The 25,937-nt window shown below is 37.9% G+C and carries 26 protein-coding genes; 23 read left to right on the forward strand and 3 right to left on the reverse strand.

What is annotated here, in order from left to right; translation table 11 throughout:
• The 11 genes from HMPREF2542_RS04165 to HMPREF2542_RS04210 all read left to right on the forward strand — a co-directional run.
• Positions 1 to 437, forward strand: a 437-nt coding sequence (locus HMPREF2542_RS04165; RefSeq protein WP_148129459.1) for an LPXTG cell wall anchor domain-containing protein, incomplete at its 5' end; no start/stop codon positions are given.
• Between the two features lie 389 nt (positions 438 to 826).
• Positions 827 to 1,051, forward strand: a complete 225-nt coding sequence (locus HMPREF2542_RS04170; protein WP_227743467.1) for a hypothetical protein — start codon at positions 827 to 829, stop codon at positions 1,049 to 1,051.
• Positions 1,052 to 1,316: 265 nt separating this feature from the next.
• Entirely contained in the window at positions 1,317 to 1,835 is a 519-nt protein-coding gene (rimM, locus tag HMPREF2542_RS04175) for a ribosome maturation factor RimM (RefSeq protein WP_009568768.1), read from the forward strand.
• Positions 1,825 to 2,550, forward strand: coding sequence for a tRNA (guanosine(37)-N1)-methyltransferase TrmD (trmD, locus tag HMPREF2542_RS04180; protein WP_070484387.1), 726 nt, complete (start codon positions 1,825 to 1,827; stop codon positions 2,548 to 2,550). Before rimM ends, trmD begins: the two co-directional genes overlap by 11 nt.
• A gap of 143 nt (positions 2,551 to 2,693) precedes the next feature.
• Positions 2,694 to 3,617 carry a metal ABC transporter solute-binding protein, Zn/Mn family gene (locus tag HMPREF2542_RS04185; RefSeq protein WP_070484389.1) on the forward strand — a complete coding sequence of 308 codons (924 nt, stop codon included), beginning with the start codon at positions 2,694 to 2,696 and terminating at the stop codon, positions 3,615 to 3,617.
• Positions 3,618 to 3,625: 8 nt separating this feature from the next.
• Positions 3,626 to 6,247 (forward strand): pneumococcal-type histidine triad protein, encoded by a 2,622-nt coding sequence (locus HMPREF2542_RS04190; RefSeq protein WP_070484392.1) that lies wholly within the window; start codon positions 3,626 to 3,628, stop codon positions 6,245 to 6,247.
• Between the two features lie 133 nt (positions 6,248 to 6,380).
• Entirely contained in the window at positions 6,381 to 6,506 is a 126-nt protein-coding gene (locus HMPREF2542_RS10110; protein ID WP_261674376.1) for a hypothetical protein, read from the forward strand.
• A 163-nt stretch (positions 6,507 to 6,669) separates the two neighbouring features.
• A complete protein-coding gene (locus tag HMPREF2542_RS04195; RefSeq protein WP_039677015.1) occupies positions 6,670 to 7,293 on the forward strand; it encodes an SAP domain-containing protein in 624 nt (207 codons plus the stop codon).
• A 65-nt stretch (positions 7,294 to 7,358) separates the two neighbouring features.
• Positions 7,359 to 7,856 (forward strand): GAF domain-containing protein, encoded by a 498-nt coding sequence (locus HMPREF2542_RS04200; protein WP_058669474.1) that lies wholly within the window; start codon positions 7,359 to 7,361, stop codon positions 7,854 to 7,856.
• Positions 7,856 to 9,520: a DNA polymerase III subunit gamma/tau gene (gene dnaX / locus HMPREF2542_RS04205; protein ID WP_058669475.1), complete on the forward strand. Its 1,665-nt coding sequence runs from the start codon at positions 7,856 to 7,858 to the stop codon at positions 9,518 to 9,520. Before HMPREF2542_RS04200 ends, dnaX begins: the two co-directional genes overlap by 1 nt.
• A gap of 38 nt (positions 9,521 to 9,558) precedes the next feature.
• Complete coding sequence (locus HMPREF2542_RS04210) at positions 9,559 to 9,753, forward strand: DUF3272 family protein (RefSeq protein WP_020997743.1); 195 nt, start codon at positions 9,559 to 9,561, stop codon at positions 9,751 to 9,753.
• Positions 9,754 to 9,899: 146 nt separating this feature from the next.
• Here the strand turns inward: HMPREF2542_RS04210 and birA are convergent, their stop codons facing one another.
• Both birA and HMPREF2542_RS04220 read right to left on the reverse strand, forming a co-directional pair.
• Positions 9,900 to 10,835, reverse strand: coding sequence for a bifunctional biotin--[acetyl-CoA-carboxylase] ligase/biotin operon repressor BirA (gene birA / locus HMPREF2542_RS04215; protein ID WP_039677018.1), 936 nt, complete (start codon positions 10,833 to 10,835; stop codon positions 9,900 to 9,902).
• A gap of 2 nt (positions 10,836 to 10,837) precedes the next feature.
• The gene (locus HMPREF2542_RS04220) at positions 10,838 to 11,839 is read right to left on the reverse strand and encodes a LacI family DNA-binding transcriptional regulator (RefSeq protein WP_058669476.1); all 1,002 of its coding nucleotides are present in this window, start codon (positions 11,837 to 11,839) and stop codon (positions 10,838 to 10,840) included.
• Between the two features lie 236 nt (positions 11,840 to 12,075).
• On the opposite strand from HMPREF2542_RS04220, the gene HMPREF2542_RS04225 reads away from it, so the two are divergent.
• From HMPREF2542_RS04225 to HMPREF2542_RS09755, 6 genes are all read left to right on the forward strand, one after another.
• Positions 12,076 to 13,254 (forward strand): galactokinase, encoded by a 1,179-nt coding sequence (locus tag HMPREF2542_RS04225; protein WP_070484395.1) that lies wholly within the window; start codon positions 12,076 to 12,078, stop codon positions 13,252 to 13,254.
• A gap of 11 nt (positions 13,255 to 13,265) precedes the next feature.
• Complete coding sequence (locus HMPREF2542_RS04230; protein ID WP_037597160.1) at positions 13,266 to 13,925, forward strand: HAD family hydrolase; 660 nt, start codon at positions 13,266 to 13,268, stop codon at positions 13,923 to 13,925.
• On the forward strand, positions 13,922 to 15,403 hold the full coding sequence (galT, locus tag HMPREF2542_RS04235; RefSeq protein WP_058669478.1) for a UDP-glucose--hexose-1-phosphate uridylyltransferase: 1,482 nt from the start codon (positions 13,922 to 13,924) through the stop codon (positions 15,401 to 15,403). Before HMPREF2542_RS04230 ends, galT begins: the two co-directional genes overlap by 4 nt.
• A 254-nt stretch (positions 15,404 to 15,657) precedes the next feature.
• Entirely contained in the window at positions 15,658 to 15,792 is a 135-nt protein-coding gene (locus tag HMPREF2542_RS04240; RefSeq protein ID WP_003024272.1) for a DUF4044 domain-containing protein, read from the forward strand.
• Positions 15,793 to 15,849: 57 nt separating this feature from the next.
• Positions 15,850 to 17,160: a GTPase ObgE gene (gene obgE, locus HMPREF2542_RS04245; protein ID WP_058669479.1), complete on the forward strand. Its 1,311-nt coding sequence runs from the start codon at positions 15,850 to 15,852 to the stop codon at positions 17,158 to 17,160.
• A 14-nt stretch (positions 17,161 to 17,174) separates the two neighbouring features.
• Complete coding sequence (locus HMPREF2542_RS09755) at positions 17,175 to 17,336, forward strand: hypothetical protein (RefSeq protein ID WP_006269581.1); 162 nt, start codon at positions 17,175 to 17,177, stop codon at positions 17,334 to 17,336.
• Positions 17,337 to 17,368: 32 nt separating this feature from the next.
• Here the strand turns inward: HMPREF2542_RS09755 and HMPREF2542_RS04250 are convergent, their stop codons facing one another.
• The gene (locus HMPREF2542_RS04250; protein ID WP_048801030.1) at positions 17,369 to 18,319 is read right to left on the reverse strand and encodes a polysaccharide deacetylase family protein; all 951 of its coding nucleotides are present in this window, start codon (positions 18,317 to 18,319) and stop codon (positions 17,369 to 17,371) included.
• A gap of 177 nt (positions 18,320 to 18,496) precedes the next feature.
• On the opposite strand from HMPREF2542_RS04250, the gene HMPREF2542_RS04255 reads away from it, so the two are divergent.
• The 6 genes from HMPREF2542_RS04255 to HMPREF2542_RS04280 all read left to right on the forward strand — a co-directional run bounded on the left by HMPREF2542_RS04255 (position 18,497) and on the right by HMPREF2542_RS04280 (position 25,795).
• Complete coding sequence (locus tag HMPREF2542_RS04255; protein WP_058669480.1) at positions 18,497 to 19,783, forward strand: homoserine dehydrogenase; 1,287 nt, start codon at positions 18,497 to 18,499, stop codon at positions 19,781 to 19,783.
• A 1-nt stretch (position 19,784) separates the two neighbouring features.
• On the forward strand, positions 19,785 to 20,651 hold the full coding sequence (gene thrB, locus HMPREF2542_RS04260; protein WP_058669481.1) for a homoserine kinase: 867 nt from the start codon (positions 19,785 to 19,787) through the stop codon (positions 20,649 to 20,651).
• Positions 20,652 to 20,828: 177 nt separating this feature from the next.
• Positions 20,829 to 21,758, forward strand: a complete 930-nt coding sequence (locus HMPREF2542_RS04265; protein ID WP_070484398.1) for a hypothetical protein — start codon at positions 20,829 to 20,831, stop codon at positions 21,756 to 21,758.
• Positions 21,759 to 21,914: 156 nt separating this feature from the next.
• Complete coding sequence (locus tag HMPREF2542_RS04270) at positions 21,915 to 23,243, forward strand: PTS sugar transporter subunit IIC (RefSeq protein ID WP_006269532.1); 1,329 nt, start codon at positions 21,915 to 21,917, stop codon at positions 23,241 to 23,243.
• A complete protein-coding gene (locus HMPREF2542_RS04275; protein ID WP_048801032.1) occupies positions 23,236 to 24,078 on the forward strand; it encodes an alpha/beta hydrolase in 843 nt (280 codons plus the stop codon). The genes HMPREF2542_RS04270 and HMPREF2542_RS04275 overlap by 8 nt, the downstream gene beginning before the upstream one ends.
• Before the next feature lie 478 nt (positions 24,079 to 24,556).
• Positions 24,557 to 25,795: an MFS transporter gene (locus HMPREF2542_RS04280; protein WP_070484401.1), complete on the forward strand. Its 1,239-nt coding sequence runs from the start codon at positions 24,557 to 24,559 to the stop codon at positions 25,793 to 25,795.
• The last annotated feature ends 142 nt before the right edge of the window (positions 25,796 to 25,937 follow it).

Consider the following 25,937-nt stretch of genomic DNA (forward strand, 5'->3'; position numbering starts at 1 on the left):
AGACCCCTGACGATTACGTGAAATCCCTCAAAGGCGACAAGGGCGACAAAGGTGATAAGGGTGACGCAGGTAAAGACGGTAAAGATGGTAAAGATGGCAATACACATCAAGGCGGTAAGTCTAATCCAGACGGTAATACACATCAAACTGACCAGAATAGCCAAAACGGAAATAATAATCAGGCCGGAAACAAGAAATCAAATACATTTGCCTCTGTTCAAAATTCAGTGGCTCCAACTAATTTGGGTTACAGATCAAAAGTTCCGTTTTCAAATGTTCAATCAGTGGGATCTAAGTTTACCTCTGTTGGAACTGCGAATACTAAATTACCAAAAACAGGCACTAAAGAATTTCCATTCTTGCCTTTAATAGGCTTAGTCGGTCTAGCGTCTTCAGCTACTTTAATTGGTAAGTCATGGAAGAGAAAGGAAGAATAAAATGTAAATGTATTGTTAAGTTATCTCCTTTAGAAATGGGATGGGAATACTCCCATCTCATTTTCTTTTATAAATAGACAGGGTAAGGGTGTTCTATTTTATAAGATTTTAGAATTATAAAAGTATAAATTCTATTTTCAAATGGTCACTCGGAAATTTTAAAATTTACCTCTGTTAGTTTAACTATCTTAACTGCCATGATTGGCAATTATGGAAAAGAATGACTCTATGTATTGATAGTTTTTTAGTGAGTGGGATAAAAACATTTTTGTTCAGCTTACTCATTTTTATAAAAATAGGAGGTAGTGATTTAACTATCTCTTACTAAAAGAAGAAAAGTAGGTACCTTTTAAGAGTAGTTTTTTCATTGTTATGGAGAGGTTTTGGAAGTGGAAAATGTTGATATCATGTTAAAAAAGATTGAACTAATTATCGAATTACTGTGTGCTAAGAAAATCTCAGCTTACAGAATTTGTAAAGAAACGAATTACTTAGTTTCTCAAACTAGCTTATTTTATCTTAGAGATGGCAAAGTAAAGGTACAGAGTATTAAATTTACAACAGCGCAGGCCTTATTAGAATGGTTTGATGCAAATTATGATAGATATAAATAATATAATAATAGTTCAAACTAGTATTTAAATCGTGGTTCAAAAATTGATAAACAGTAATTATAGAAAAATAATTACTTACAGGTTGGTTAAGCTTGAAAGCCAAGTTTTAAAGTCTGATGTTAATTGTTGAGGCGATAAAAAGTGAGGGACAATTATCGCTCTCCATCCCCTATTAAGATTTGTCTTAGTAGGGGTTTTTGTTTTCTTGAGAATTCCCTTTATTCATGATAAAATAAAAAAGATAATGCTAGTACTTGGAGAGAAAATGAACTATTATAATGTTGGAAAGATTGTGAATACGCAAGGTTTGCAAGGTGAAATGCGTGTACTATCGGTGACGGATTTTGCAGAGGAACGTTTTAAAAAGGGAAGTATGTTGGCCCTTTTTGATAAGAAAGATAATTTTGTCATGAATGTGGAAATTGCTAGTCATCGTAAGATGAAAAATTTTGATATTATCAAATTCAAAGGAATGTACCATATCAATGACATTGAGAAATATCGTGATTTTACTTTGAAAGTGGCTGAAGAAGATTTATCGGATTTAGATGAGGGCGAATTTTATTATCATGAAATTATTGGCTTGAATGTTTATGAACAGGATATTTTGATTGGAACAATTAAAGAAATTTTGCAGCCCGGTGCTAATGATGTCTGGGTGGTAAAGCGCAAAGGCAAGCGTGATTTACTGTTGCCTTATATTCCACCTGTTGTATTGAATATTGATCTTGAAAATAGTCGAGTAGATGTGGAAATTCCGGAAGGACTGGACGATGAAGATTGATATTTTGACCCTATTTCCGGAGATGTTTGCCCCTTTAGAGCATTCAATAGTTGGCAAGGCGCGCGAAAAAGGATTACTAGAGATTCACTATCATAATTTTCGAGAAAATGCAGAGAAATCGAGACACGTTGATGACGAGCCTTATGGGGGCGGTCAGGGAATGCTGCTCAGAGCGCAACCAATTTTTGATGCTTATGATGCGATTGAAAAAAAGCAGCCACGAGTCGTTTTGTTGGATCCTGCTGGTCGAACATTTAATCAGGCCTATGCGGAAGAACTTTCTCAAGAAGAAGAATTAATCTTTATCTGCGGGCATTATGAAGGTTATGATGAGCGGATTAAAAGTTTGGTGACAGACGAGGTTTCTCTTGGAGATTATGTTTTGACCGGTGGAGAGTTGGCTGCTATGACGATGATCGATGCAACGGTACGACTGATTCCTGAAGTTCTTGGTAAGGAAGTTAGTCATACTGATGACAGTTTTTCATCAGGTCTTTTAGAATATCCTCAATATACGCGCCCTTATGAGTTTCGTGGAATGGTTGTGCCAGATATTTTGATGAGCGGTCATCATGAGAATATTCGAAAATGGCGTCTGTATGAGAGTTTGAAAAAGACTTATGAACGTCGTCCAGATTTGCTAGAAAAATATGAGTTCACAGCAGAAGAAGCTGAAATGTTGGAAGAGATTCGTAAAGAAAAAAGCGATTGGTAAGAGCAAAAGTTTTCTAATGTTATTTAGAAAGCTTTTTTATTATTGTTAAAAAAACAGATAAAAAATTCTTGACAGCTAATTTCTATCATGGTATCATATTAACCAGTTAATAAACTGGTTAAACACTAGTTGAGGAGTGATATATGAAATTAAAGAAATATCTATTTTCTATTTTTGTGGTAGGATTGACTTTGTTGTTGACAGCGTGTGGAACAAGTACAAAAAAACAGAGTAAAGGTCTGAAAATTGTAACAAGTTTTTATCCGATTTATGCTATGGTCAAAGAAGTATCAGGCGATTTAAATGATGTTCGGATGATTCAATCAAGTAGCGGTATTCATTCCTTTGAACCATCAGCCAACGATGTAGCAGCTATCTATGATGCAGATGTCTTTGTTTATCATTCTCATACGTTAGAATCTTGGGCTGGAAGTTTAGATCCGAGTTTGAAAAAATCTAAAGTGAAGGTACTTGAAGCTTCAGAAGGGATGAAGCTGGAGCGTGTGCCGGGATTAGAAGATGTAGCTGCTGGTGAAGGAGTGGATGAAAAGACTCTTTACGATCCACACACGTGGTTAGACCCAGAAAAAGTGGCAGAAGAAGCACAGATTATCGCTGATAAACTTTCGAAGATTGATAGTAAAAATAAAGAAACCTATCAAAAAAACGCGAAAGAGCTGGCAGGTAAGGCAAAAGAATTGACTAAAAAATATCAACCGATTTTCAAAGCTGCAAGGCAAAAAACATTTGTGACTCAGCATACTGCCTTTTCTTATTTGGCGAAGCGATTTGGATTGAGGCAGTTGGGGATTGCCGGGATTTCTCCAGAGCAGGAACCAAGTCCGCGCCAATTGACGGAAATTGAAGAATTTGTCAAAACTTATAAAGTTAAAACCATTTTTGTGGAAAGTAATGCTTCATCAAAAGTTGCGAAAACTTTGGTCAAATCTACAGGCGTTAAACTAAAACAATTAAACCCTTTGGAAGCTGATCCGCAAAATAATCATACTTATCTTGAAAATCTAGAAGCCAATCTAGCGACATTGGCAAAAGAATTGAAAAAATGAGGAGAATCATGAAGAAAAAATATCTTATCGGTTCTGTTGCAGTTGTTGTCCTAAGTTTGTGTAGCTATGAGCTGGGGCGTCATCAGACAGTATCTAGCAAGGAAAATAACCGTGTTGCTTATGTAAATGGAAAATCTAAAGCAAACAAGGGCAAGCAAGCAGAGAATTTGTCGCCTGATGAAGTGAGCGCAAAAGAAGGGATCAATGCGGAACAGATTGTTGTCAAAATTACAGACCAAGGTTACGTAACTTCTCACGGTGATCATTATCATTATTATAATGGGAAAGTCCCTTATGATGCGATTATCAGTGAAGAGCTGATTATGCGGGATCCAAACTATACCTTGCAGCAGTCTGATATTATCAACGAAGTGAAAGATGGCTACATTATCAAGGTAAATGGGAAATATTATCTTTACTTGAAAGATCCAAATCATACCAGTAATGTTCGTACAAAAGAAGAAATTGCTCGCCAAAGGGCAGAGTATAGCGGCAAAGGCCATAAGGGAGCGAAAGGTGGTGCTGTAACAGCAGCTGTCAAAGAAGCTCGTGCGCAAGGTCGTTATACGACGGATGACGGCTATGTTTTCAATCCGACAGATGTGATAGAAGATACTGGAGATGGCTTCATCGTACCGCATGGTAATCATTTCCATTATATTCCAAAGAAAGATTTGTCTCCTAGTGAGTTAGCTGCTGCTCAGAGCTATTGGGACAACAAACACAAATCTGGCGGTACGACATCAACTCCGAGTCCAAGTCCAACGCCATCAAGACCATCAAATGGCGGAACTACACTACCTTCTATCCATTACCAACCATCAACGCCGGGAACACAGACTCATCAGGGCAATAATCATCATGCGCAGCCATCACAACCAAGTCATCAGAATACTCCATCTGCTCATCAAGAAATCATCAATCTGTTAAAACAACTGTACTTGATGCCGTTAAACCAACGTCATGTGGAATCTGATGGTTTGATATTTGACCCGGCACAGATTACTAAAAAATCTTCTAGTGGGGTGGCAGTGCCACATGGTAATCATTATCATTTCATTTACTATAGTCAAATGTCGCCACTAGAAGAAAAAATTTCGCGGATGATTGTTCCTGGTACGGACTATTCAGAAGCGAAAAAGCTAGCTGGTCAAAGTAATCAACAGACAAACCCAAGTAAACCGAACCAAGATACGGGCAAGGACCAAACACAGCCAAACAAACCTAATGGTGGCAAGCAAACTGAGCCAAGCAAAGAGCCTGAAAAGCCAAAAGAAGAACCATCTGAGACAGAAGTGACGGATGAACAGATTCAAACCTTTATCAATAAGGCTGAAAGTTTGATGAGTAAGGTGACAAATGCTAGTCAAAAGGCAAACTTTGAAGAGCAACTCGCTGGTATCAAATCTGGCTTCACTCTTGGAACAGAAGAAAAAGCAACAGTGCTTCAAAAAGTGAAAGATTTGTTGTCTGAAATCGTCAAGGCGGTTGATCCGGAAACACAAGCGGGACTGACAAAGAAAAATGCTGAAATCGTTGCTGCTTTCAAGAAAGTCTTAACACCAATTCGTCAAACGCTTGAAAGCAAAGGGGATAAAGCACAACTGGCAATGGTTGAAGACCTCATGCAACAGGCTGCCAATCCGAATGTGGATAAGCTTGCCTTATTGGATAAGGTTTTGAAATTGTCAAGTGAGGTACAGCACCCTGACCGCGCAGGCAAAGCAAATTCGCAAATTGCTTATACGGCTGATGAAGTAGCATTAGCTAAAGCTGTAGGTCGTTATGCAACATCGGACGGTTATATCTTTGACCCACATGATGTGATTAAAGATGAAGGAGATGGCTATACTGCTCCACACATGACACACAGCCACTATATTCCTAAGAATGATTTGTCAGAATCTGAGCGTAAAGCGACGGAAGAGTATCTGAAAACGAAAACTCCGAAAAAGAAAGAGGAGAAGCCAAGTACGGATCCAAAACAACCTCAAAAAGAGACTGCACAAGCAATCTATGAGCGTGTGACACCGGCTAAAAAGGTACCTGTTGAGGTAATGCCATATAATACAGCTTATGTCGTTGATTATAAAAATGGTCAATTGATTATTCCGCATCATGACCATTATCATAATGTCTCTCTTTCTTGGTTTGATCAAGGACTTTACAAAGCACCTGACGGCTACAGCATGGAAGATTTCCTTGCGACCGTGAAATATTACGTCACTCATCCAGAAGACCGTCCGCATTCTGACAATGGTTTTGGTAATTCTAGTCAGCATGGTAAGAAAAATCAATCAGATAACGGAAAGAACTATGCACCAAATGAAGAGCCAAAAGAGAACGCAGACAAGTCTGCAAATAAAGAATCGGATGCTCAAAAGGAAAAATCTGAGGAAACAGAAAAGCAGCCAACTGTTGATCCTGAAGAAGCGGCAGAAGAAGCAAGAGCAAAAAGCTACGGTTTATCAGTACAAGAATTTAAAAAGAAACTGATTAAAATTGCTTTCAAATATAATGTTAGCTTAGAAAATCTCAGCTATCAACCAGCCAATAAAACAGTTAGCTTTACAGATGCTTCAGGTACAACAAAAGTTGTCAATATCCTCACAGCTGAAGTGGTTTCTTAATATGCACCCCTCAAGAGTTGAAAACTTGTTTTTCAGCTCTTTTGCTTATTCTATGTTTATAGAGGGAGATTTTATCGTGTCCGCTGGGCAGCTAGGATAAATTAAAAGCGATTCATTCCGTCCGAGGGTCAGCTTGTTTCAACTAAAAGTGGTTCGCGGTCGGATTGCTTCAACTAAAAGTGGTTTGCTTCGTCCGAGGGTCGGATTGCTTCAACTAAAAGTGATTTGCTTCGTCCGAGGGTCGGATTACTTCAACTAAAAGTGGTTTGCTTTGTCCGAGGGTCGGATTGCCTCAAGTAAAAGTAGTTCGCTCCATCCGAGGGTCGGACGATCTTCTATAAATTGACAAATCTATCATTTTTGAGGAATTACTTTACTGGTGGTATAATAGGTCATAGAGAAAGAAAAAAGGGATACATGCAATGAAAGATAGACCAGATTTTACCACGATGAAAACCTATCAAGAGTTTTCACACTATTATTGGTATCGTACAGAATTAGCAGATATTTGTAAACAATTGGGATTGGAGTATTCAGGTATCAAAACAGAGCTAGAAGAGGAAATCAAACAGTATTTTGCAGGGAATGTTGTTCAGAAGAAAGTTCCTTTAAAAACCAAGAAAAAGCAAGGTATAGAGCTTACTTTAGACACGCCCTTGTTATCCTGTGATTTTGCCTTTAATACCCGCTTTCGGGAGTTTTTTGCCCAGCAGACAGGTGTTAGTTCATTCAAGTTTACAGCGGACATGGCGGCAGCTTGGCGGAAGGTAAAAGCAGAAAAGGATGGCGAGTTTACACTGCGAGATATGTTAGCAATTTATCAAGGTCAATCAACTTACGCTAAGTATGACAATACTAGCTGTCAATGGAATCAATTTGTCAAAGATTTCTGTGCTGATAAAAATAATGCTGCTTTCCAACAAAAACTTAAAGTTGCAGCTATTCTTTGGCAGAAAGTGAAACATTCAACTGCTTCTAAAGTCTATCACCAGCAGCTAGTAAAGAACTATTGGGATGATATTTTTATGTATCTGAAAGGGAAATAGGAGGTAGTACTTGTCCATTTGCGAAAAAACAGTCACGAGGCTGTTTTTTTGGTATAATAGAGAGTATGAATCAATCAGAAAAAATTTCAAATTATCAATTACTTTTAGCACAGCTTGAAGCATTACTTGAGGGTGAAAGCAATGCTTTAGCTAATCTGTCAAACAGCTCTGCTTTGCTAAATCAAACCTTGCCACATTCCGTTTTTACCGGCTTTTATCTTTATGACGGAAATGAGTTGGTTTTAGGACCTTTTCAAGGTGGTGTATCCTGTGTGCACATTGCGCTAGGAAAAGGAGTCTGCGGAGAAGCTGCCGCCAAACGGCAGACGGTGATCGTCGAAGATGTTACTCAGTATGGTAACTACATTTCCTGTGATAGCAGGGCACGTAGTGAGATTGTGGTGCCTATGGTAAAGGATGGTCGCTTAGTAGGAGTTTTAGATTTGGATTCTCATCTGCTGGGGGACTATGATGAGATTGATCGGGAATATTTAGAAAATTTTGTAGACATCTTGCTAGAGAAAACAAATTGGAATTTTGAAATGTTTGGAGACAAAGCCTAATGTATCAAGCTTTATATCGGAAATACAGAAGTCAAACTTTCGGTCAGTTAGTTGGGCAGAAAGTTGTAGCAACAACTTTACGGCAGGCAGTTGAACAGGATAAAATCAGCCATGCTTATCTCTTTTCAGGTCCTAGAGGAACAGGAAAGACCAGCGTAGCCAAGATTTTTGCCAAAGCCATGAATTGCCCTCATCAAAAGAATGGTGAACCTTGTAATGAGTGCTATATTTGTCAAGCTATAACAGAAGGAAGCCTAGAAGATGTCATTGAGATTGACGCGGCTTCTAATAATGGTGTGGATGAAATCCGAGATATTCGTGACAAATCTACTTATGCTCCCAGTCTAGCGAAGCACAAGGTTTATATCATTGATGAGGTTCACATGCTCTCAACAGGCGCTTTTAATGCGCTTCTTAAGACTTTGGAAGAGCCGACAGAGAATGTTGTCTTTATTTTAGCAACGACAGAATTGCACAAGATACCAGCTACTATTTTGTCACGAGTGCAACGCTTTGAGTTCAAGTCAATTAAGACTAAGGATATTGTTGCTCATATTGAATGGATTTTGCAGCAGGAAAATATTGGATTTGAAAATGATGCGGTGCAGATTATCGCTAGGCGAGCAGAAGGTGGGATGCGGGATGCCTTATCTATCTTGGATCAAGCTCTCAGTCTCACTCAAGACAATCAGCTGACAACAGCTATTTCAGAAGAAATTACTGGCTCTATTAGTCTAGGTGCATTGGATGCTTATGTGACAGCTGTGTTGATGCATGATACATCAGCAGCATTAGAAAACCTTGATGTGATTTTTGATAGTGGCAAAAATATGGCTCGTTTTGTCACTGACCTGTTACAATATCTTAGAGATTTGCTCATTGTTAAAACAGGTGGTGGAAATACGCATACGAGCGAAAGTTTTTTAGACAATCTCAATACACCACAGGAGAGATTGTTCGACTTGATTGAGATTGCAACGAAAAGCCTTTCGGAAATCAAAAATAGTCTGCAGCCTAAAATTTATACAGAAATGATGACCATTCGACTGGCAGAAGGGCAAGAAAAAGCAGAATTACCATCCAATCTAGTAAGCGAGATAGAAACACTAAAAGATGAAATTAGCCAGCTTAAGGGTCAATTGGCAAGTTTACAGCCAAGTTCCACTTTTAGTCAGTCAACACAAACAACCCGTTCAGTCAAATCAAGCAAGGGTTATCGCGTGGATCGACAGAAAGTAAATGCCATTCTGCAAGAGGCAGTTGAAAATCCTAGTCTGGCTCGGAGTAATTTAACTAAGTTGCAAAATGCTTGGGGAGAAATTATCGAAAGTTTAGCTGGTGCAGATAAGGCACTTTTAGTTGGTTCGCAACCTGTAGCAGCTAATGAGAATCACGCAATTCTCGCATTTGAGTCGAGCTTTAATGCAGAACAAACCATGAAACGGGAAAATCTCAATACAATGTTTGGGAATTTACTCAGCAATGTGGCTGGATTTTCTCCGGATATCTTAGCTATTTCGATGACCGACTGGACAGAGATTCGGGCTGAATTTTCCGCTAAGGCGCGTGGAGAAAATGTCAATCCAACAGAAGAGACAAAGGAAACCATCATTCCAGAAGGTTTTGCTTTCTTAGCAGAAAAAATTAGCATTCAAGAGGACTGAATTTAGATTTTTCTATTTTTTCATGCTATAATAGAATTATGACAAGACAACAATTTCTTACAACAGCTTTTTTCACAGCAATTGAAACCTATTTTTTTAACGAAGCAATGATGTCAGGACACTATTTATTTGCTGTTTTTTGGGCATTTCTAGTCATTCGCAATTTACAAGTGAGCTACGTCATGGGAAAAATAGTAGACGAAATCGATAAACATATCAAACGAAAAAAATAAAAAGAAAGGTTGAGGCAAAATTCCTTGACCTTTTTTCTTCTGTTTGATTTAAAAAAATCTGCACATGGTAGAATAAAAGGAATTGATTTTGTGCTGAAAAAAGAAGGGAATAAGTTGATTTTTACTCAACCTTCTCCTTCTTTTATTTACCAACTTGTTAAAGAAACTTCACCGCTGTTTAGCCACATTTCTTGTCCGGTATCTAATTGGATCAATAGCTGTCCGGTATCTGATATTTCCTTGGCAACTCCTTTGTATTCTTTGTCATTCTGGCAAAAAGTGATTGTCCGACCTAAGATAAGAGAATGCTGTTTGTAAAGGTAAATCAGCTCGTCTGGATCACAATCATAAAAATCTTTCCAAATTTCAGCAATGAGTTCATTGCGCGTGATAGGTTGCTTTTCGTGGAAGAGAGAGTTAGCTTTATTTTTTAACTCTTTAGGAAAATTAGAGATTGCGAAATTGATACCCACTCCAATAATCACATCAGTGACTAAGCCGGTTTCGACAGAAGTAATAGCTTCAGTTAAAATGCCGGCTATTTTCTTGCCTTTGTAATAAATGTCATTCACCCATTTAATTTCCATCTCCATTAAAGTGAGATCTTTGATGGCCTTGTAAATGGCTCCAGCAATCAAGACAGTGTAGGCGGGAATTTGTGGAAAAGGCAGATTGGGCTTCAAGTGAAGCGTCATATAAATTCCTCCTTGTTCTGGAGCAAAATAACTTCTGCCAAAGCGTCCACGACCAGCTGTCTGAGAAGAAGCAAGATAGAGCGTATTGGCAGGCTTACCAGCTTCAATACCAGCTTTGGCATCTAACTGAGTGGATTGGCAGTTTGGATTGAATGAAACGTGGATGGGAGCAGCTTCTTCTATTTTTTTAGTAATCAGCAAGTCACCAGAGATGAGTTTATAACCTTTATTTTTTATGGATTCAATACGAATCCCTTCTTTTTCCAAACGCTGAATAGCTTTCCAGATAGAAGTACGTGAAATCCCTAACTTTTGTGCTAATTTTTCACCACTGACATAGTCAGACTCTTGACTAAGAATGTCAAATAAAATTTCGTATGTTTTCATGTCTATAAGCTGCTCTTTCTTAGGGTTAGTTTGGTGGCGAGTGTTACCATACGTGGAATGGTTGAGCTAGGATGTTGAAATTTCTCATGCAGCAGTTGTAGTCCTTGTCTGCCCATTTCCTCTGTAAAGACAGTAACCGTGCTGAGTGGTGGATAGACGTACTTGGCAATAGATGTATCATTAAAAGCAATTACATTAACACGATCTGGCACAGGAATATCTGCTTCTTGCAATGCTCGAAGTGCACCCACAGCTAAAGCATCACTTGCTATGAAAAATGCAGTCGGAAGTTGCTTGCCTAAATTTTCAATCAATTCTTTCATCATAGAATAACCTGATTCAGATGAAAAGTTTCCTATTTTGACATATTTTTCTTGATAGAGTTGTTTTTTAGTTAGGTAATTTTTAAATGCTAGCAAGCGTGGATCGGATAGAGTAGTGGTTTTGTCAGAAGTTTGTTCTTGACCAATCAGCAATCCAATTTGTTGGTGTTCCTTTTCTAAGAAGTGATTAAGAACAGCTATAACAGAATTTTCAAAGTCTGTCGTGACGCAGCTATGTCCATAGGCAAGTGTATTGCTATCAATAAAGACAAGTTTATCTGTGTAGAGTTCTAGTTCTTTAATTTTTTGAGTGCTAAATTTTCCAATCGCGATGATGCCATCAACTTGATCGAGATGATTTAATTCTTCATTATTGAAAAAGCGCATAACATCATAGGCCAATTCTTGAGCTTTTTTCTCTACCCCAATACGGATGGCATAATAGTAGAGGTCATCTAGTTCTTCCTCTTCGGTGTACCATTCTACAATCGCAATTCTACGACTGTGGGAATTGCGATTGCTTCCTCGTTTTATTTTTTTATACTGTAGTTCTTCTGCAATGTCAAATATTTTTTGGCGCGTCTCATCGCTGACAGACATGGATTTGTCATGATTTAAAACGCGTGACACAGTTGCTGGAGAGACACCAGCTATGTTTGCAATATCTTTAATGGTTGCCATTATTTTCCCTATTCTCTCTAACGAATAAGTATATTATACCTTAAAAATTAGTAAAATACAAAAAATATTTAGTAAAAACCTAGAAGCTTTTATTATCGAATTTTATCTTTAAAGACCTTTAAATATCAGTAATTAAATTTGGTAAAAATTTACTAAAATACTTGAAATTTTACTAATGATGTTTTATAATAAAGATACTAAAACGGTTACAAAACTATACAAAAAGGAGATCTCTTATGTCAACTACTATGTCTATTCAACAATTGCGTTCAGATTTTGCAACAGTTTTTGGAGCAGAAGCAGAGCACACATTTTTTTCACCAGGCCGCATTAACCTAATTGGTGAACATACAGACTACAATGGTGGTCACGTCTTTCCTGCGGCTATTTCACTAGGAACTTACGGAGCGGCGCGCAAACGTGACGATAAGACACTTCGTTTTTATTCTGCGAACTTTGAAGACCAAGGGATTATTGAGGTGCCTTTAGAAAATCTTCGTTTTGAAAAAACGCATAATTGGACAAATTATCCAAAAGGGGTACTTCATTTCTTACAAAAGGCAGGGCATGTCATTGATAAAGGAATGGATATCTATGTCTCTGGGAATATTCCAAATGGTTCAGGTCTCTCTTCGTCAGCTTCATTGGAACTATTGACAGGAATTATTGTAGAGAAACTGTTTGATTTAAAATTGGAACGCTTAGATTTAGTAAAAATCGGTAAACAAACGGAAAATGAATTTATTGGTGTGAATTCAGGAATCATGGATCAATTTGCTATTGGCATGGGAGCTGATCAACGAGCGATTTATCTGGATACCAATACACTTGAATATGACTTAGTACCTCTTGAACTTAAGGATAATGTGGTTGTTATCATGAATACAAATAAGCGCCGTGAACTAGCAGATTCCAAATATAATGAACGACGTGCTGAGTGTGAAAAAGCTGTTGAAGAACTTAACCGTAAGCTGTCTATCGCAACCTTAGGCGAGTTGGATGAGTGGTCCTTTGACGAGTATAGCTATCTGATAGAGGACGAAAATCGTCTTAAACGGGCTCGCCATGCTGTTTTAGAAAATCAACGTACTTTGCAAGCACGGGCAGCTTTGCAGGCAGGCGATCTTGACAAGTTTGGCCGTCTCATGAATGCTTCCCATGTTTCATTGGAGCATGACTATGAAGTGACTGGTCTAGAGCTGGACACCTTGGTTCACACAGCCTGGGAGCAAGAAGGTGTTCTGGGAGCTCGTATGACCGGTGCGGGCTTCGGTGGTTGCGCCATTGCTTTGGTTCAAAAAGATGCAGTCCCAGCTTTTAAAGAAGCAGTTGGCAAAAGCTATGAGGAAGTAGTTGGATACGCTCCAAGCTTCTATATCGCTGAAGTTGCATCGGGGACACGAGTTTTAGACTAGGAGAGAAGTAAATGGAAGCTGTATTATTTGATTTGGATGGCTTATTAGCTGATACTGAGATCATTTCTCTAAAAGTTTATCAAGAATTGCTTGAAGATTTTGGAATTCCTTTCACAGAAGAAACATATTCTAGAGAATACAGTGGACATAGGGAAGAGGAGAATGTTCAACGATTTTTGGATACCTATGATTTACCTTGGAACTTTGACCAGACCTTGGATAAAGTTTATGAACTAGAAGCTCGAATATTAGCCAAAGGTGTAAATTTAAAAAAAGGTGCTAAAAATTTGCTTGCTTTTTTGCAAAGAGAAGGTATTCTAATCGCCTTAGCAACTTCAAGTGTTGAATCTAGAGCTAGAATTATCTTGGATAGTAATGGTATACTGTCCCTATTTGACCATCTAGTTTTTGCAAAAGATGTAAAGCGAAGCAAACCTTACCCTGATATATTTTTAAAGGCCTGTAGTGATTTGAATGTTTTACCAGAGAATTGCTTAGTACTAGAGGATAGTGAAGCAGGGATTGAGGCAGCGTATAGAGCTGGGATACCAGTCATTTGTATTCCAGACTTAAAAATACCAGCGCAGTCTTTCTTAAATAAAACAGAACAAGTTTTTCAGGATTTAGATGCTGTCAGAGACTATTTAGAATGTAAGAAGGAGAGTCAATGAGTCAGGGAGTTCTAGATGCATTTATCACAGAAGTCATTTCTGAAAGTTCATTTGAGGAAATGGATCGAATCTACCTGACCAATCGTGTTTTGGCACGAGTGGGGGATGGTGTTTTAGAAGTTGAGACTGAGTTGGATGACTTGATTGACATCAAGGACCAGCTGGTTGAGGAGGCAGTTAGATTAGAGACGATTGAGGATAGTCAGACTGCGCGTGAAATCCTTGGTGCTGAACTTATGGACTTGATTACCCCTGCCCCTAGCCAGCTCAATCGGGACTTCTGGACGACTTATGCCTCCAATCCCGAGCAAGCTGTAGCTGATTTTTACCAGCTTAGTCAAAAAAATGATTACATCAAGATCAAGGCTATTGCTAAAAACATTGCTTTCAAAGCACCGACCGCCTATGGAGATTTGGAAATCACCATCAATCTTTCTAAACCAGAAAAAGATCCCAAAGAGATTGCAGCAGCTAAGAAGGCCAAAACGAGCCATTATCCAGCCTGTCAGCTTTGTTTTGAAAATGAAGGGTATCAAGGTCGACTAGATCATCCAGCACGATCTAATCATAGAATTATCCGTTTTGACTTAGTCGGACAAGAATGGGGCTTTCAGTATTCGCCCTATGCTTATTTTAATGAGCATTGCATTTTTTTAGATAGCAAGCATACTCCTATGACTATCAGTCGTGCTACTTTTGAGCGCCTTTTGGACATTGTAGAAATTTTTCCGAGCTATTTTGCGGGTTCTAATGCTGACCTTCCTATCGTGGGAGGATCTATTCTCACACATGATCATTATCAAGGGGGAAGGCATACTTTTCCTATGGAAAAAGCAAATCTGGACAAAGTTATCACCTTTGTAGGATTTGAAACTGTAGAAGCTGGTATTGTCAACTGGCCTATGTCGGTTTTGCGGTTGAAATCAACTGATAAAGCTGCATTAATAGAGTTGTCGGATACGATTTTACAGAAATGGCGTGCATACTCTGATCTGACTGTTCAGATTTTAGCTGAGTCAAATGGTGAACAGCATCACACTATTACTCCTATTGCTCGGCGAAAAAAGGGCAAGTTTGAATTAGATTTGGTTCTTCGAGATAATCAAACATCCAAAGAGCATCCGGTTGGTATTTATCATCCTCATCAAGATGTTCAGCATATCAAGAAAGAAAACATTGGTTTGATTGAGGTCATGGGCTTAGCGATTCTTCCACCTCGTTTGAAAAATGAATTAAAAGAAGTTGAAGAATTTCTTTTGGGACAAAGAGAAGAAGTGGCTCCTTATCATCAGGCATGGGCTGACCAGTTAAAAGCTCATCATCCCGATGCAACACTAGAATCAGCGCAAACAATCGTGCGCGCTTCAGTCGGTCGGATTTTTAAACGCGTCTTGGAAGATGCGGGTGTTTACAAGCGAACAAAAGAGGGGCAAGCGGCTTTTATGCGCTTCATTGAGTCTATAGGTCTTGTAAAATAATGCTCATTTTATGATAAAATATAAAAATTTAGGGTGAATTGGCTTATGTTAAGATAATGATAGAAACAACTTGAAAACAGTCTTTGACAATCTTGAGAGTTACAATGTTTGATACTAAAATCCAGTAGGAAGTTTGCTGGATTTTTCTTTGCGGAAATTTGCAATTGAAATGCATTCTTTTCAGCTAGCATTTGAAAAACTCTCATCTTCATGTTACAATTAAGAGAGCAAATTAAATACATAGAGGTAATATTGTGGCTTTTGGTGATAATGGACAACGGAAAAAAACAGGATTCGAAAAATTGACTTTGATTGTAGTTGTTATCATGTTGTTGGTAACTGTTGGAGCGATCTTTGCAAGTGCGCTTGGTGCTCTGAGTAATTTCTAGTCCTCGAACGCTTGAAAGAGCGTTTTTTTAAAGTGAAAATCGAGAAAAGAGAAAAATATGAGTATGTTTTTAGATACAGCTAAGATTAAAGTCAAGGCTGGGAATGGCGGTGATGGTATGGTAGCATTTCGCCGTGAAAAGTATGTCCCCAATGGCGGTCCTTGGGGTGGCGACGGCGGTCGTGGTGGCAACGTCATTTTTGTCGTAGATGAAGGGCTTCGTACCCTGATGGATTTTCGTTATAATCGTCATTTTAAAGCTCAGTCTGGTGAGAAAGGAATGACCAAGGGAATGCACGGTCGTGGTGCGGAAGATTTGATTGTTCATGTGCCGCAAGGGACGACGGTTCGTGACGCCGAAACAGGAAAAATTCTAACAGATTTGATTGAAAATGGTCAAAAATTTATCGTAGCACACGGCGGTCGCGGCGGTCGCGGCAATATCCGCTTTGCAACACCTAAAAACCCAGCACCAGAAATTTCTGAAAATGGTGAGCCAGGTCAAGAACGTGAGCTACAGTTGGAGTTGAAAATTCTAGCAGATGTTGGTTTAGTTGGCTTCCCGTCTGTTGGGAAATCAACTCTGCTAAGTGTTATCACTTCCGCTAAACCGAAAATTGGAGCGTATCATTTCACGACAATTGTACCTAATCTTGGAATGGTTCGAACGCAATCTGGTGAATCATTTGCTGTGGCAGATTTGCCTGGATTGATTGAAGGTGCAAGTCAAGGAGTGGGATTGGGGACACAGTTTCTTCGCCATATTGAACGAACGCGTGTCATCTTGCACGTCATTGATATGTCAGCTAGTGAAGGGCGTAATCCTTACGAAGATTATCTTGCAATCAATAAGGAATTGGAATCATACAATCTTCGTTTGATGGAGCGTCCGCAGATTATTGTCGCTAATAAAATGGACATGCCTGATAGTGCAGAAAATTTGAAGACATTTAAGAAAAAATTAGCAGAAAATTATGATGAATTTGATGAATTGCCACAGATTTTTCCAATTTCAAGTTTGACCAAACAAGGATTATCAATGCTGTTAGATGCGACTGCAGAATTACTAGATAAAACTCCTGAATTTTTACTTTATGATGAGTCTGAAATGGAAGAGGAAGCTTATTATGGCTTTGATGAGGATGCTCCTGCCTTTGACATCTCACGTGATGACGATGCAGCTTGGGTACTTTCAGGTGATAAATTAGAAAAACTTTTTGTTATGACGAACTTTGACCGTGAGGAAGCAGTCATGAAATTTGCCCGTCAATTGCGTGGTATGGGTGTAGATGAAGCCTTGCGAGTTCGTGGCGCAAAAGATGGGGACCTGGTTCGTATCGGCAACTTTGAATTTGAATTTGTGGATTAGAAAGGAGTGATACTGTGGGTGATAAACCGATATCCTTTCGTGATGAAAATGGTAATTTTGTTTCTGCAGCAGATGTTTGGAATGAAGAAAAGCTCGAAAAACTTTTTAACAAACTCAATCCGAATCGAAAGTTTCGTTTGGAGCGTGAGAAATTAGCACAAAAGAAAAAAGAATAGGACTGGCTCGTTTTTGAGCTAAGTCCTATTTTTCAGTTTGTAGCAATTTCATTCAATAAATCTTGTGCAGTTGTTGTCGGATTGACGCGAATACGGTTGAGGGTCAAAAGTCCGTCATTAAGAGAAGCCAGTCCGTTGTTGGTTGTCAATCCCATTTTATAACCAAGGCTTTCAGCAATCTGTGTCGTTGTTTGAGTATAACGCCCTGAAGGATATGCAACCGTTGTCGTATTTTGTGAAAGGTTATTGTCTAGGTATTGTTTGGAAGCTTGTAATTCTGTCGTTTGTGTCTCTGCATTTGCAAGGGATAAATCCGGATGGTTAACCGTATGATCTTCAAAAGACATTCCCTTTTTTTTCATTTCTCTGATTTGCTGCAGAGTTAGCATATCTTCGCGCCCATTTTCGACAAAGCCAGTAATGACATTGTTTGTTGCTTTCATTTGATATTTTTGAAGCAATGGAAAGGCGTTTGTATAGAAATCCCTCAGACTATCATCGAAAGTCAACCAAACGACTTTTTTATTTTCCGGAAGGACATTTTCAGTCAAAACTTTATATGCTTCTTCTGGAGTAAGAGTATAATAACCAGCATCTTTTAAGGCTTTTAAATGACTTTCAAATGTTTCTGGTGAGACAATTAAACCTGCATTTGCTGCTTCAGAAGGATCCATATTATGAATCGCATGATACATCAAAATAGGAAATTTAACCGGTTGATCCTGTTTCACCCATTTGATTTTAGTCTTTTTGTGACTAGAGTCCATTGTCTTTTTAGCTGTTGATTGTGAGGAAGAAGATTTATTTACTGTTGAACCAGCAGATTTTGTTTGGTTATTAGCGAGGTTTACTCCAGAGTGTTTCCACATGAATGTCCCTGCGATTACTAGAATGACCAATAAGATGAGACTAATAATAGTGCGTCGTTGTCTCCTTTTACGAATACGATTTCGTGCAGAACGATTACCAGAATGTTTTCCCATTGTAGAACTCCTTTGATTATTAAATCACTAATTTTATTGTATCATAATTCTTAGCGTCAGTTTATAAAATTTTAAAGAATAATTTATTATTTTTATAAAAAATATAAGAATTTGCCCAGTAGAAAAAAATAAGTTTATTTGCTATAATGAAAAACATAAAAATCGCAAGGAGTGCCTATGTCTATTAAAATTGCTTTACTTGGTTTTGGAACAGTTGCTAGTGGTGTTCCATTTTTATTAAAAGAAAATAATGAGAAGCTTGTGCAAGCAGCTCATTCAGAAATTGAAATTACGAAAGTATTGGTGAAAGATATTGCTGAAAAAGAGCGCTTGGTAGCAGCTGGGAATCATTTTAATTTTGTTACGACAATTGACGAAATTTTAAATGATAAGGAAGTAAGTATTGTTGTTGAGTTGATGGGGCGTATCGAACCAGCAAAAAACTTTATTACACGTGCATTAGAGGCGGGTAAGCATGTTGTTACCGCAAATAAAGATTTGTTAGCAGTTCACGGTACGGAGTTACTTGAAATTGCTAATAAAAATAAGGTGGCTCTTTACTATGAAGCAGCGGTAGCAGGAGGAATTCCGATTTTACGCACACTTGTTAATTCTTTAGCATCTGATAAAATTACGCGTATTCTCGGTGTGGTCAATGGGACGTCTAACTTCATGCTGACTAAAATGCTAGAAGAAGGTTGGTCTTATGAAGCAGCGTTATCTGAAGCGCGACAACTTGGATTTGCAGAAAGTGATCCAACTAATGATGTCGATGGCATTGATGCTGCTTATAAAATGACTATTTTGAGTCAATTCGCCTTTGGCATGACAGTTAAATTTGAAGATGTTGCTCATCAAGGCATTCGCAAGATTACACCAGAGGATGTAACAGTTGCGCAGCAATTAGGCTATGTTGTCAAATTAGTTGGTTCTATTGAAGAAACAAAATCAGGTCTTGCTGCAGAAGTCACACCGACTTTTTTACCAAAATCTCATCCTCTTGCTAGTGTGAATGGTGTGATGAACGCAGTCTTTGTGGAATCTATCGGGATTGGTGAGTCGATGTATTATGGGCCAGGAGCTGGTCAGAAACCTACTGCAACAAGTGTTGTAGCAGATATCATTCGGATTGTTCGGCGCATCAATGAAGGAACTGTTGGAAAAGCCTTTAATGAATTTCAACGTGAACTGGTTCTTGCTAAACGAGAAGATATTAAGAGTTCTTACTACTTTTCAATATTGACACCGGATTCGAAAGGTCAAGTTTTACGTTTGGCAGAAATTTTTAATACTGAGGATGTTTCCTTGCAGCAAATCTTACAGCAAGGAACAGACGGAAAGACTGCACGCGTTGTGATTATCACCCATGCTATCAACAAACCACAACTAGAAAATGTCACTCGAAAGTTGCAGGCAACTTCTGGTTTTAAATTATTGAATACGTTCAAAGTATTAGGAGAATAAAATGAAGATTATTGTACCTGCAACGAGTGCTAATATCGGTCCGGGATTTGATTCGGTTGGTGTAGCTGTCAGTAAATATCTGATCATTGAAGTTTTAGGAAAAAGTGATCAGTGGATTATTGAGCACGATTTAGGGCGGCGCATTCCTTCAAATGAACGGAATTTGTTGATTAAAGTAGCGCGTCGAATTGCTCCAGCCATCCTACCTCATCATTTAAAAATGACGACTAATATTCCTTTGGCACGTGGTTTGGGATCTTCTAGTTCTGTTATTGTTGCAGGGATTGAACTAGCTAATCAATTAGTGAATTTACAGTTATCAAATACGGAAAAGTTAAATCTTGCGACGAAAATTGAAGGGCATCCAGATAATGTGGCACCTGCTATTTATGGTAATTTGACGATTTCTAGTTATGTAAACGGAGAAGTTTCAACAGTTGTGACGAAATTTCCAGAAGTAAGCCTTATTGCCTACATCCCAAATTATGAATTGCGCACAAAAGATAGCCGTGGCGTTCTTCCAAAAGAGTTATCTTATCAAGAAGCTGTTGCTGCAAGCTCGATAGCAAATGTGGCAATTGCTGCTTTAATGAAGGGAGACATGGTAGTAGCGGGACAAGCTATTGAGTCCGATCGCTTCCATGAGCACTTTCGCCAAGGCTTGATTAAGGAATTTCCCAAAATCAAGATGATGGCAAAAGAAAATGGTGCGTATGCGACTTATCTATCAGGAGCAGGACCTACTGTGATGATTCTAGTACCAAAAGAGCGCTCGAATACACTAAAAGAGAAGATAGAAGAGCAACAATTTAAAGGACAAGTTTTTGAACTTCAGGTTGATTGCAAAGGCGTTCGAGTAGAAAAATAAGAAAAGGTAAAGAGTTGACATGACCTGCATCCCAAAAAGTTGGACAGAAACTTTAACGATTGGGGGTGCAGGTTAACATTAGTGCAACTCTTTTTATATTTCTACAACTAATTTCCTCTTGTCTAATTATTTAAAATTATGCTATAATAAAATTAGAATATATAAAGGGGTGTAATTATGAATAAACTTGATTTGCAGGCACTTGCGGATGAGTTGGGATTGCAGTTTGATGAAACATCAACCGTTATTTTTGGACAGAAAGATGGTTATACTTTCTATATTGAACAAATGAATCAAAAAAATCAATACCGTATTTGTTGTTCGGTAAAAAATGGCGAAGCGTTGCCTTCTTTGGAAGAATTTAAAGAGTTGACGAAGTCTTCTAAGGCATTGAAAACCTATCAAGTTAATTTGTATAAATCAAGCTTTGATATTAAAGTAGGTATGACCAAAGGAAAAACACGTGAGCATATTCGTCAGGGCTTACAAGATATTATCTCTTTTTTGAAAGAAAGAAATTTTACGAATGTGTGTGAACAAACTGGAAAAGTAGGGCAAGTAGATCTTTATCAAGTTGGAGGAAATCTTTTGCTACTTTCACCAGAAGCGTTTCAAGAATTAAGTTCGGATTTGTCTATCGCCAATCAAGCTTATGATCATCAAAAAGAAAGTATCTTAGCAGGTACAGTAGGGGCATTTCTGGGAAGCTTGATAGGGGGAATTGTTACCTTAGTGATTGCTCAACTTGGTTATGTAGCTGTTGTCTCAGGAATTGTCATGGGAGTTTGTACAGTAAAAGGGTACGAATTGTTAGGTAAAAAGTTGTCTAAAGTTGGTATCGCGATTAGTGTTGTTTTTATGCTTATCATGATGTTGGTTGCGCACCAATTTGACTATGCAATTCAGCTTGCAAAAGCAGAAAGAGCAGATGTTTTTACCGCTTTTACTTATCTGACAAATTATATCTTAAATGGCAATGAAGTACATATCTCTTATTGGACAAATCTTGGTTTGCTATTATTGTTCACAGGTGCTGGGGCTGTGGGTACGATTATCAGTGCTCTTTCCGCACAATCACAGAAATATCTTACAAGAAAATTAGGGTAAGTTTAAATGTTTTAAGGCTTGGATTTTTATCTGAGCCTTTTTAGATTTAACTTACAAACTATTGAATATTTGCTATGGTTATTCGTCAAAATATTTAGCATGTTATTTTTACTTAGTCTAATTGAATTGTCGTCTCAACTATGCTACAATCAAGCTATGATCTTCAATAAATTAGGTAGAAAAAAATTTGTAAATCAATATTTACTGAAAAAGATGATTGCTTTTCGACGGAATAGTTTTATTAAAATTACGCAAAAAACCTTGGTATCACTATTTCCTTTTTTCTTGCTAACAACGACAACAATGGTTTTGTCAGAGTCGGTTTTTTCAGTAAATGGTTATATTAACAACCTATTCAACGTTCGCTCTTGGTTTCCGTATTTTTCGACAATTGGATTGGTTTTGACAAACTGTACTGCTTTGATAGGTGGGCTGTCGGGCCCGTTAGCGACTTATTTTAGCGCGAAATATACGGCTGGTCACTATGGACGTAGCACAGGAACGGCAGGAATTACTGCTTTTATTTTTAGCTTGTTAATTCATTCGCGAAAGTTATTCTCCGCACTTTTAAAAGATGGTGCCTTGATGAGAATTAGCCTTCCTGTCAATATCAATTTAATAGTTGCCATATTGATGGGTTATATAGTAGGGCAAATCTTTCGCTTTTCGAGTCCAAGTGATGATCAAATCGTGGATAAATATTTTGTTTATCGTCCAAAAACAGTTCGTCCCATTCTTTCTTCTTTGTCTCTAGCACTTATTTACAGTTTCTTTCTGTTCCTAGGTAATCGTTATAATGTATTTTCGACCATTTCTAATTTTTTCTCAAACTTAATTGTTAATCGAAATAATATCTTCGTGATTGAAATGAACACTGCCTTACGGACTTTTAGTGCTTGGATTGGAAATAGCAATCTCTTTAACAATATTCCTTTTGTCAATGATTCGTTTGCATTAGATAATCTTAATTATGCTTTAAAACAACATACGACGAGAGGAATTCCTTATCCCTTTTCCTCAACAAATCTTTATGATGCCTATGGTATCTTTGCAGGACTTGGTGGAGGATTGGCACTCTTGGTTGCTATTTTATGGAAATCTCGTAGCGACAAAGATCGTGATGTTAGTTTGAAAAGTATTTTCCCTTCTCTTTTTAATCATGGCGCTGCCTTCATGGTTGGTATTCCTATATTTTTCAACTTTCTTTTTTTGATTCCTTTTATTCTTGTACCCATGATAAATGTCTTTATAGCCAGTATTTTTCTTTATTTCAGACTAATGCCACCAGCTGTGTATCCAGTTCCTAGCGGAGCACCAAGTGTACTATATGCTTTCATTGGGACAGGAGGAAGTTTGCGAGCTCTAGCAGTTGGGATTTTCATTTTTATCATTGATGTTATGATATATCTTCCATTTGTTACATTTAACGATCAGATTCATGATGAACTTCGTCGAGTAGATCCAAAAGGAGGTAAGCATGACTAAACAAGTAAAACTTGTTTTGCTAACGGTTTTAATTTTCCTCATTGTTTTAGCAGTCCCCTCTTATAGTTGGACAAGAAAAAATATCGATGAAATTGCTAAATTTTATAATGCTCGTTTGTCGCCAATCATTATGATACCGGGAAGTTCTGCTACAGAAAATCGATTCGATAGTTTGGTTCAAAAACTAAATCAAAGACGTCGTGGGGTTAAGCATAGTTTACTTAAAGTGAAAGTATGGAACGATGGACGGATTACTTATAGTGGTTCGATTGCTGCTAATGATAATGAACCGATTATTGTTATTGGATTTGAAAATAATAAAGATGGTTATAGTAATATCAAAAAGCAAGCTAAAATGGTTAATGCTGCGTTTGAGGACTTGCAAGGAAAATATAATTTCAATAATTTTAAAGGATTGGGGCATTCTAATGGCGGTTTGATTTATACAGCATTTATCGAGAATTATCTTGGAGATTATGATGTGAATCTAAAAAAGTTAATGACAATCGGAACGCCTTATAATTTTACTGAAACAAATATTAATAACAAAACAGAAATGTTAGCTGACTTTATTAAGAATCGTAAAAATATTCCTAGGACCTTAGCGATGTACTCCGTAGCAGGGACTATTACTTATGATTCGGATGAATTGGTTCCTGATACAAGTGTAAGTGCTGGTAAGTATATCTATCAAGGACAAGCAGCTCACTATACAGAAACTACTGTCACAGGAGAAGATGCACAACACTCTGACTTGCCAACCAATGATGAAGTTGTGGCGTTAATCCAAGAACGCCTTATAGACAAACAAACTAAGAGGAACCAAAAAAATTAGTGGTTTAATGGCAATATCAACTTTTGGGGGTCAGTACAGCTTCGTTCTCTTTTTGGAGAATTGAGTGCTTTTAGACTGTTTTATCGCAATATTCCATCAAATATCTTTTTGCTCTCCTCAAACATGTGCTTTTCGGCGTAAAGTCTCAGAACTTTCTTAACAATTACCTGAGATGTTTTTTAATACTTTTTGAGTAGCTAACCTCATTTTAGAACTTTCAGTGGAGAGAATAGAGAATGCGTAAAAACTATTGCCTAAAATCTCTTGACAAATCTTTCAATCTATTTTATACTTAATGCAATTAAATACAACTTTAATCATGTCCTGTGAGGCATAAAAGTAATCATTAAAATGGATTAGTGCGCTAATCTGCTATTTTACTGTAAACTTTTGGCTCGGGATTTCCTGAGCTTTTTGATTTATAGGCTGTATTCAATTAATAAATGTAGTCTGTGAGCTACAATTAAGGAGGATGTGCATGTCTTTAGACAAAAATAATAAGCGAGCATTAGTTGCTGCAATTGTTGCATCAGGAACGGACGACTTAAACGTCATGTTCTTAGCTTTTTCGATGTCATCTATTATTTCAGAATTAGGTGTTACTGGAGCGCAAGGAGGCTGGATTGCAACAATTACCAATCTAGGAATGTTGGTTGGAGGCCTGCTCTTTGGTATACTGGCAGATCGCTATCACAAGTTTAAAGTTTTCAAGTGGACGATTGTTATTTTTTCATTAGCAACAGGGTTGATTTACTTTACACAAAATATTTATTATCTATATCTCATGCGTTTTATCGCTGGGATAGGCGTTGGTGGAGAGTATGGAGTTGCCATCGCGATTATGGCAGGTATTGTTCCTATTGGAAAAATGGGGCGCATTTCATCTCTGAATGGAATTGCAGGGCAAATCGGTTCTATTACTTCAGCGCTTTTAGCAGGTTGGTTGGCACCGGCACTTGGCTGGAAAGGTCTTTTCCTCTTTGGGCTTGCTCCTATTGCTTTGGTTTTGTGGATGATGCTAGCGATTGATGATGATCATATCCGAGATAATGGCAATGTGACATTAAAAGCAGAAGGACGCCAGTCTGTTAAAATGAGTGAATTATTTAAAACACCATCTCTAACGGCTCAGACAGTAGAGCTTATGGTTATGACGACGGTACAAATTGCTGGTTATTTTGGTATGATGAACTGGCTTCCGACCATTATCCAGACAAGTTTGCATATTTCTGTAAAAGATTCCTCACTTTGGATGGTTTCAACGATTTTAGGGATGTGTCTGGGAATGCTCACCTTCGGTCAAATCCTTGATAAATGGGGACCGAGATTCGTTTATTCAATCTTTCTTCTAGCATCCTCCATGTGTGTTTACCTCTTCCAATTTGCCAATTCAATGCCTGCCATGATTATCGGCGGTGCGATTGTTGGTTTCTTTGTAAATGGAATGTTTGCGGGTTATGGTGCGATGATTACGAGATTGTATCCAGCTCATATTCGCTCCACGGCTAATAATGTCATCTTAAATGTTGGCCGAGCAATTGGAGGATTTTCATCTGTGATTATTGGGAAAATTTTAGATATCTCAAGCGTTTCAATGGTCATGATTTTCCTAGCAAGCCTTTATTTGATTAGCTTTGCTGCTTTGTGGACGATTAAGAATTTAAAAGCAGAACGTTACTCACTGTTAGGAGAAGAATTGGTTGCAGAAGAAGTATAACAATAGTATTAGCATAATTAGGAGACTGAGCTTAGGTTCGGTCTCTTTTTTAGGGCAAGCAAAATATATGGAAGTAGTTATTGAGTAGTATTTTGCTCATTTTTTAAGAAGAGTCTGAGACAAAATAGTTCTCAGTCACAAA

Source organism: Streptococcus sp. HMSC034B05 (assembly GCF_001809055.1).
GTDB classification, from domain to species: Bacteria; Bacillota; Bacilli; order Lactobacillales; family Streptococcaceae; genus Streptococcus; species Streptococcus constellatus.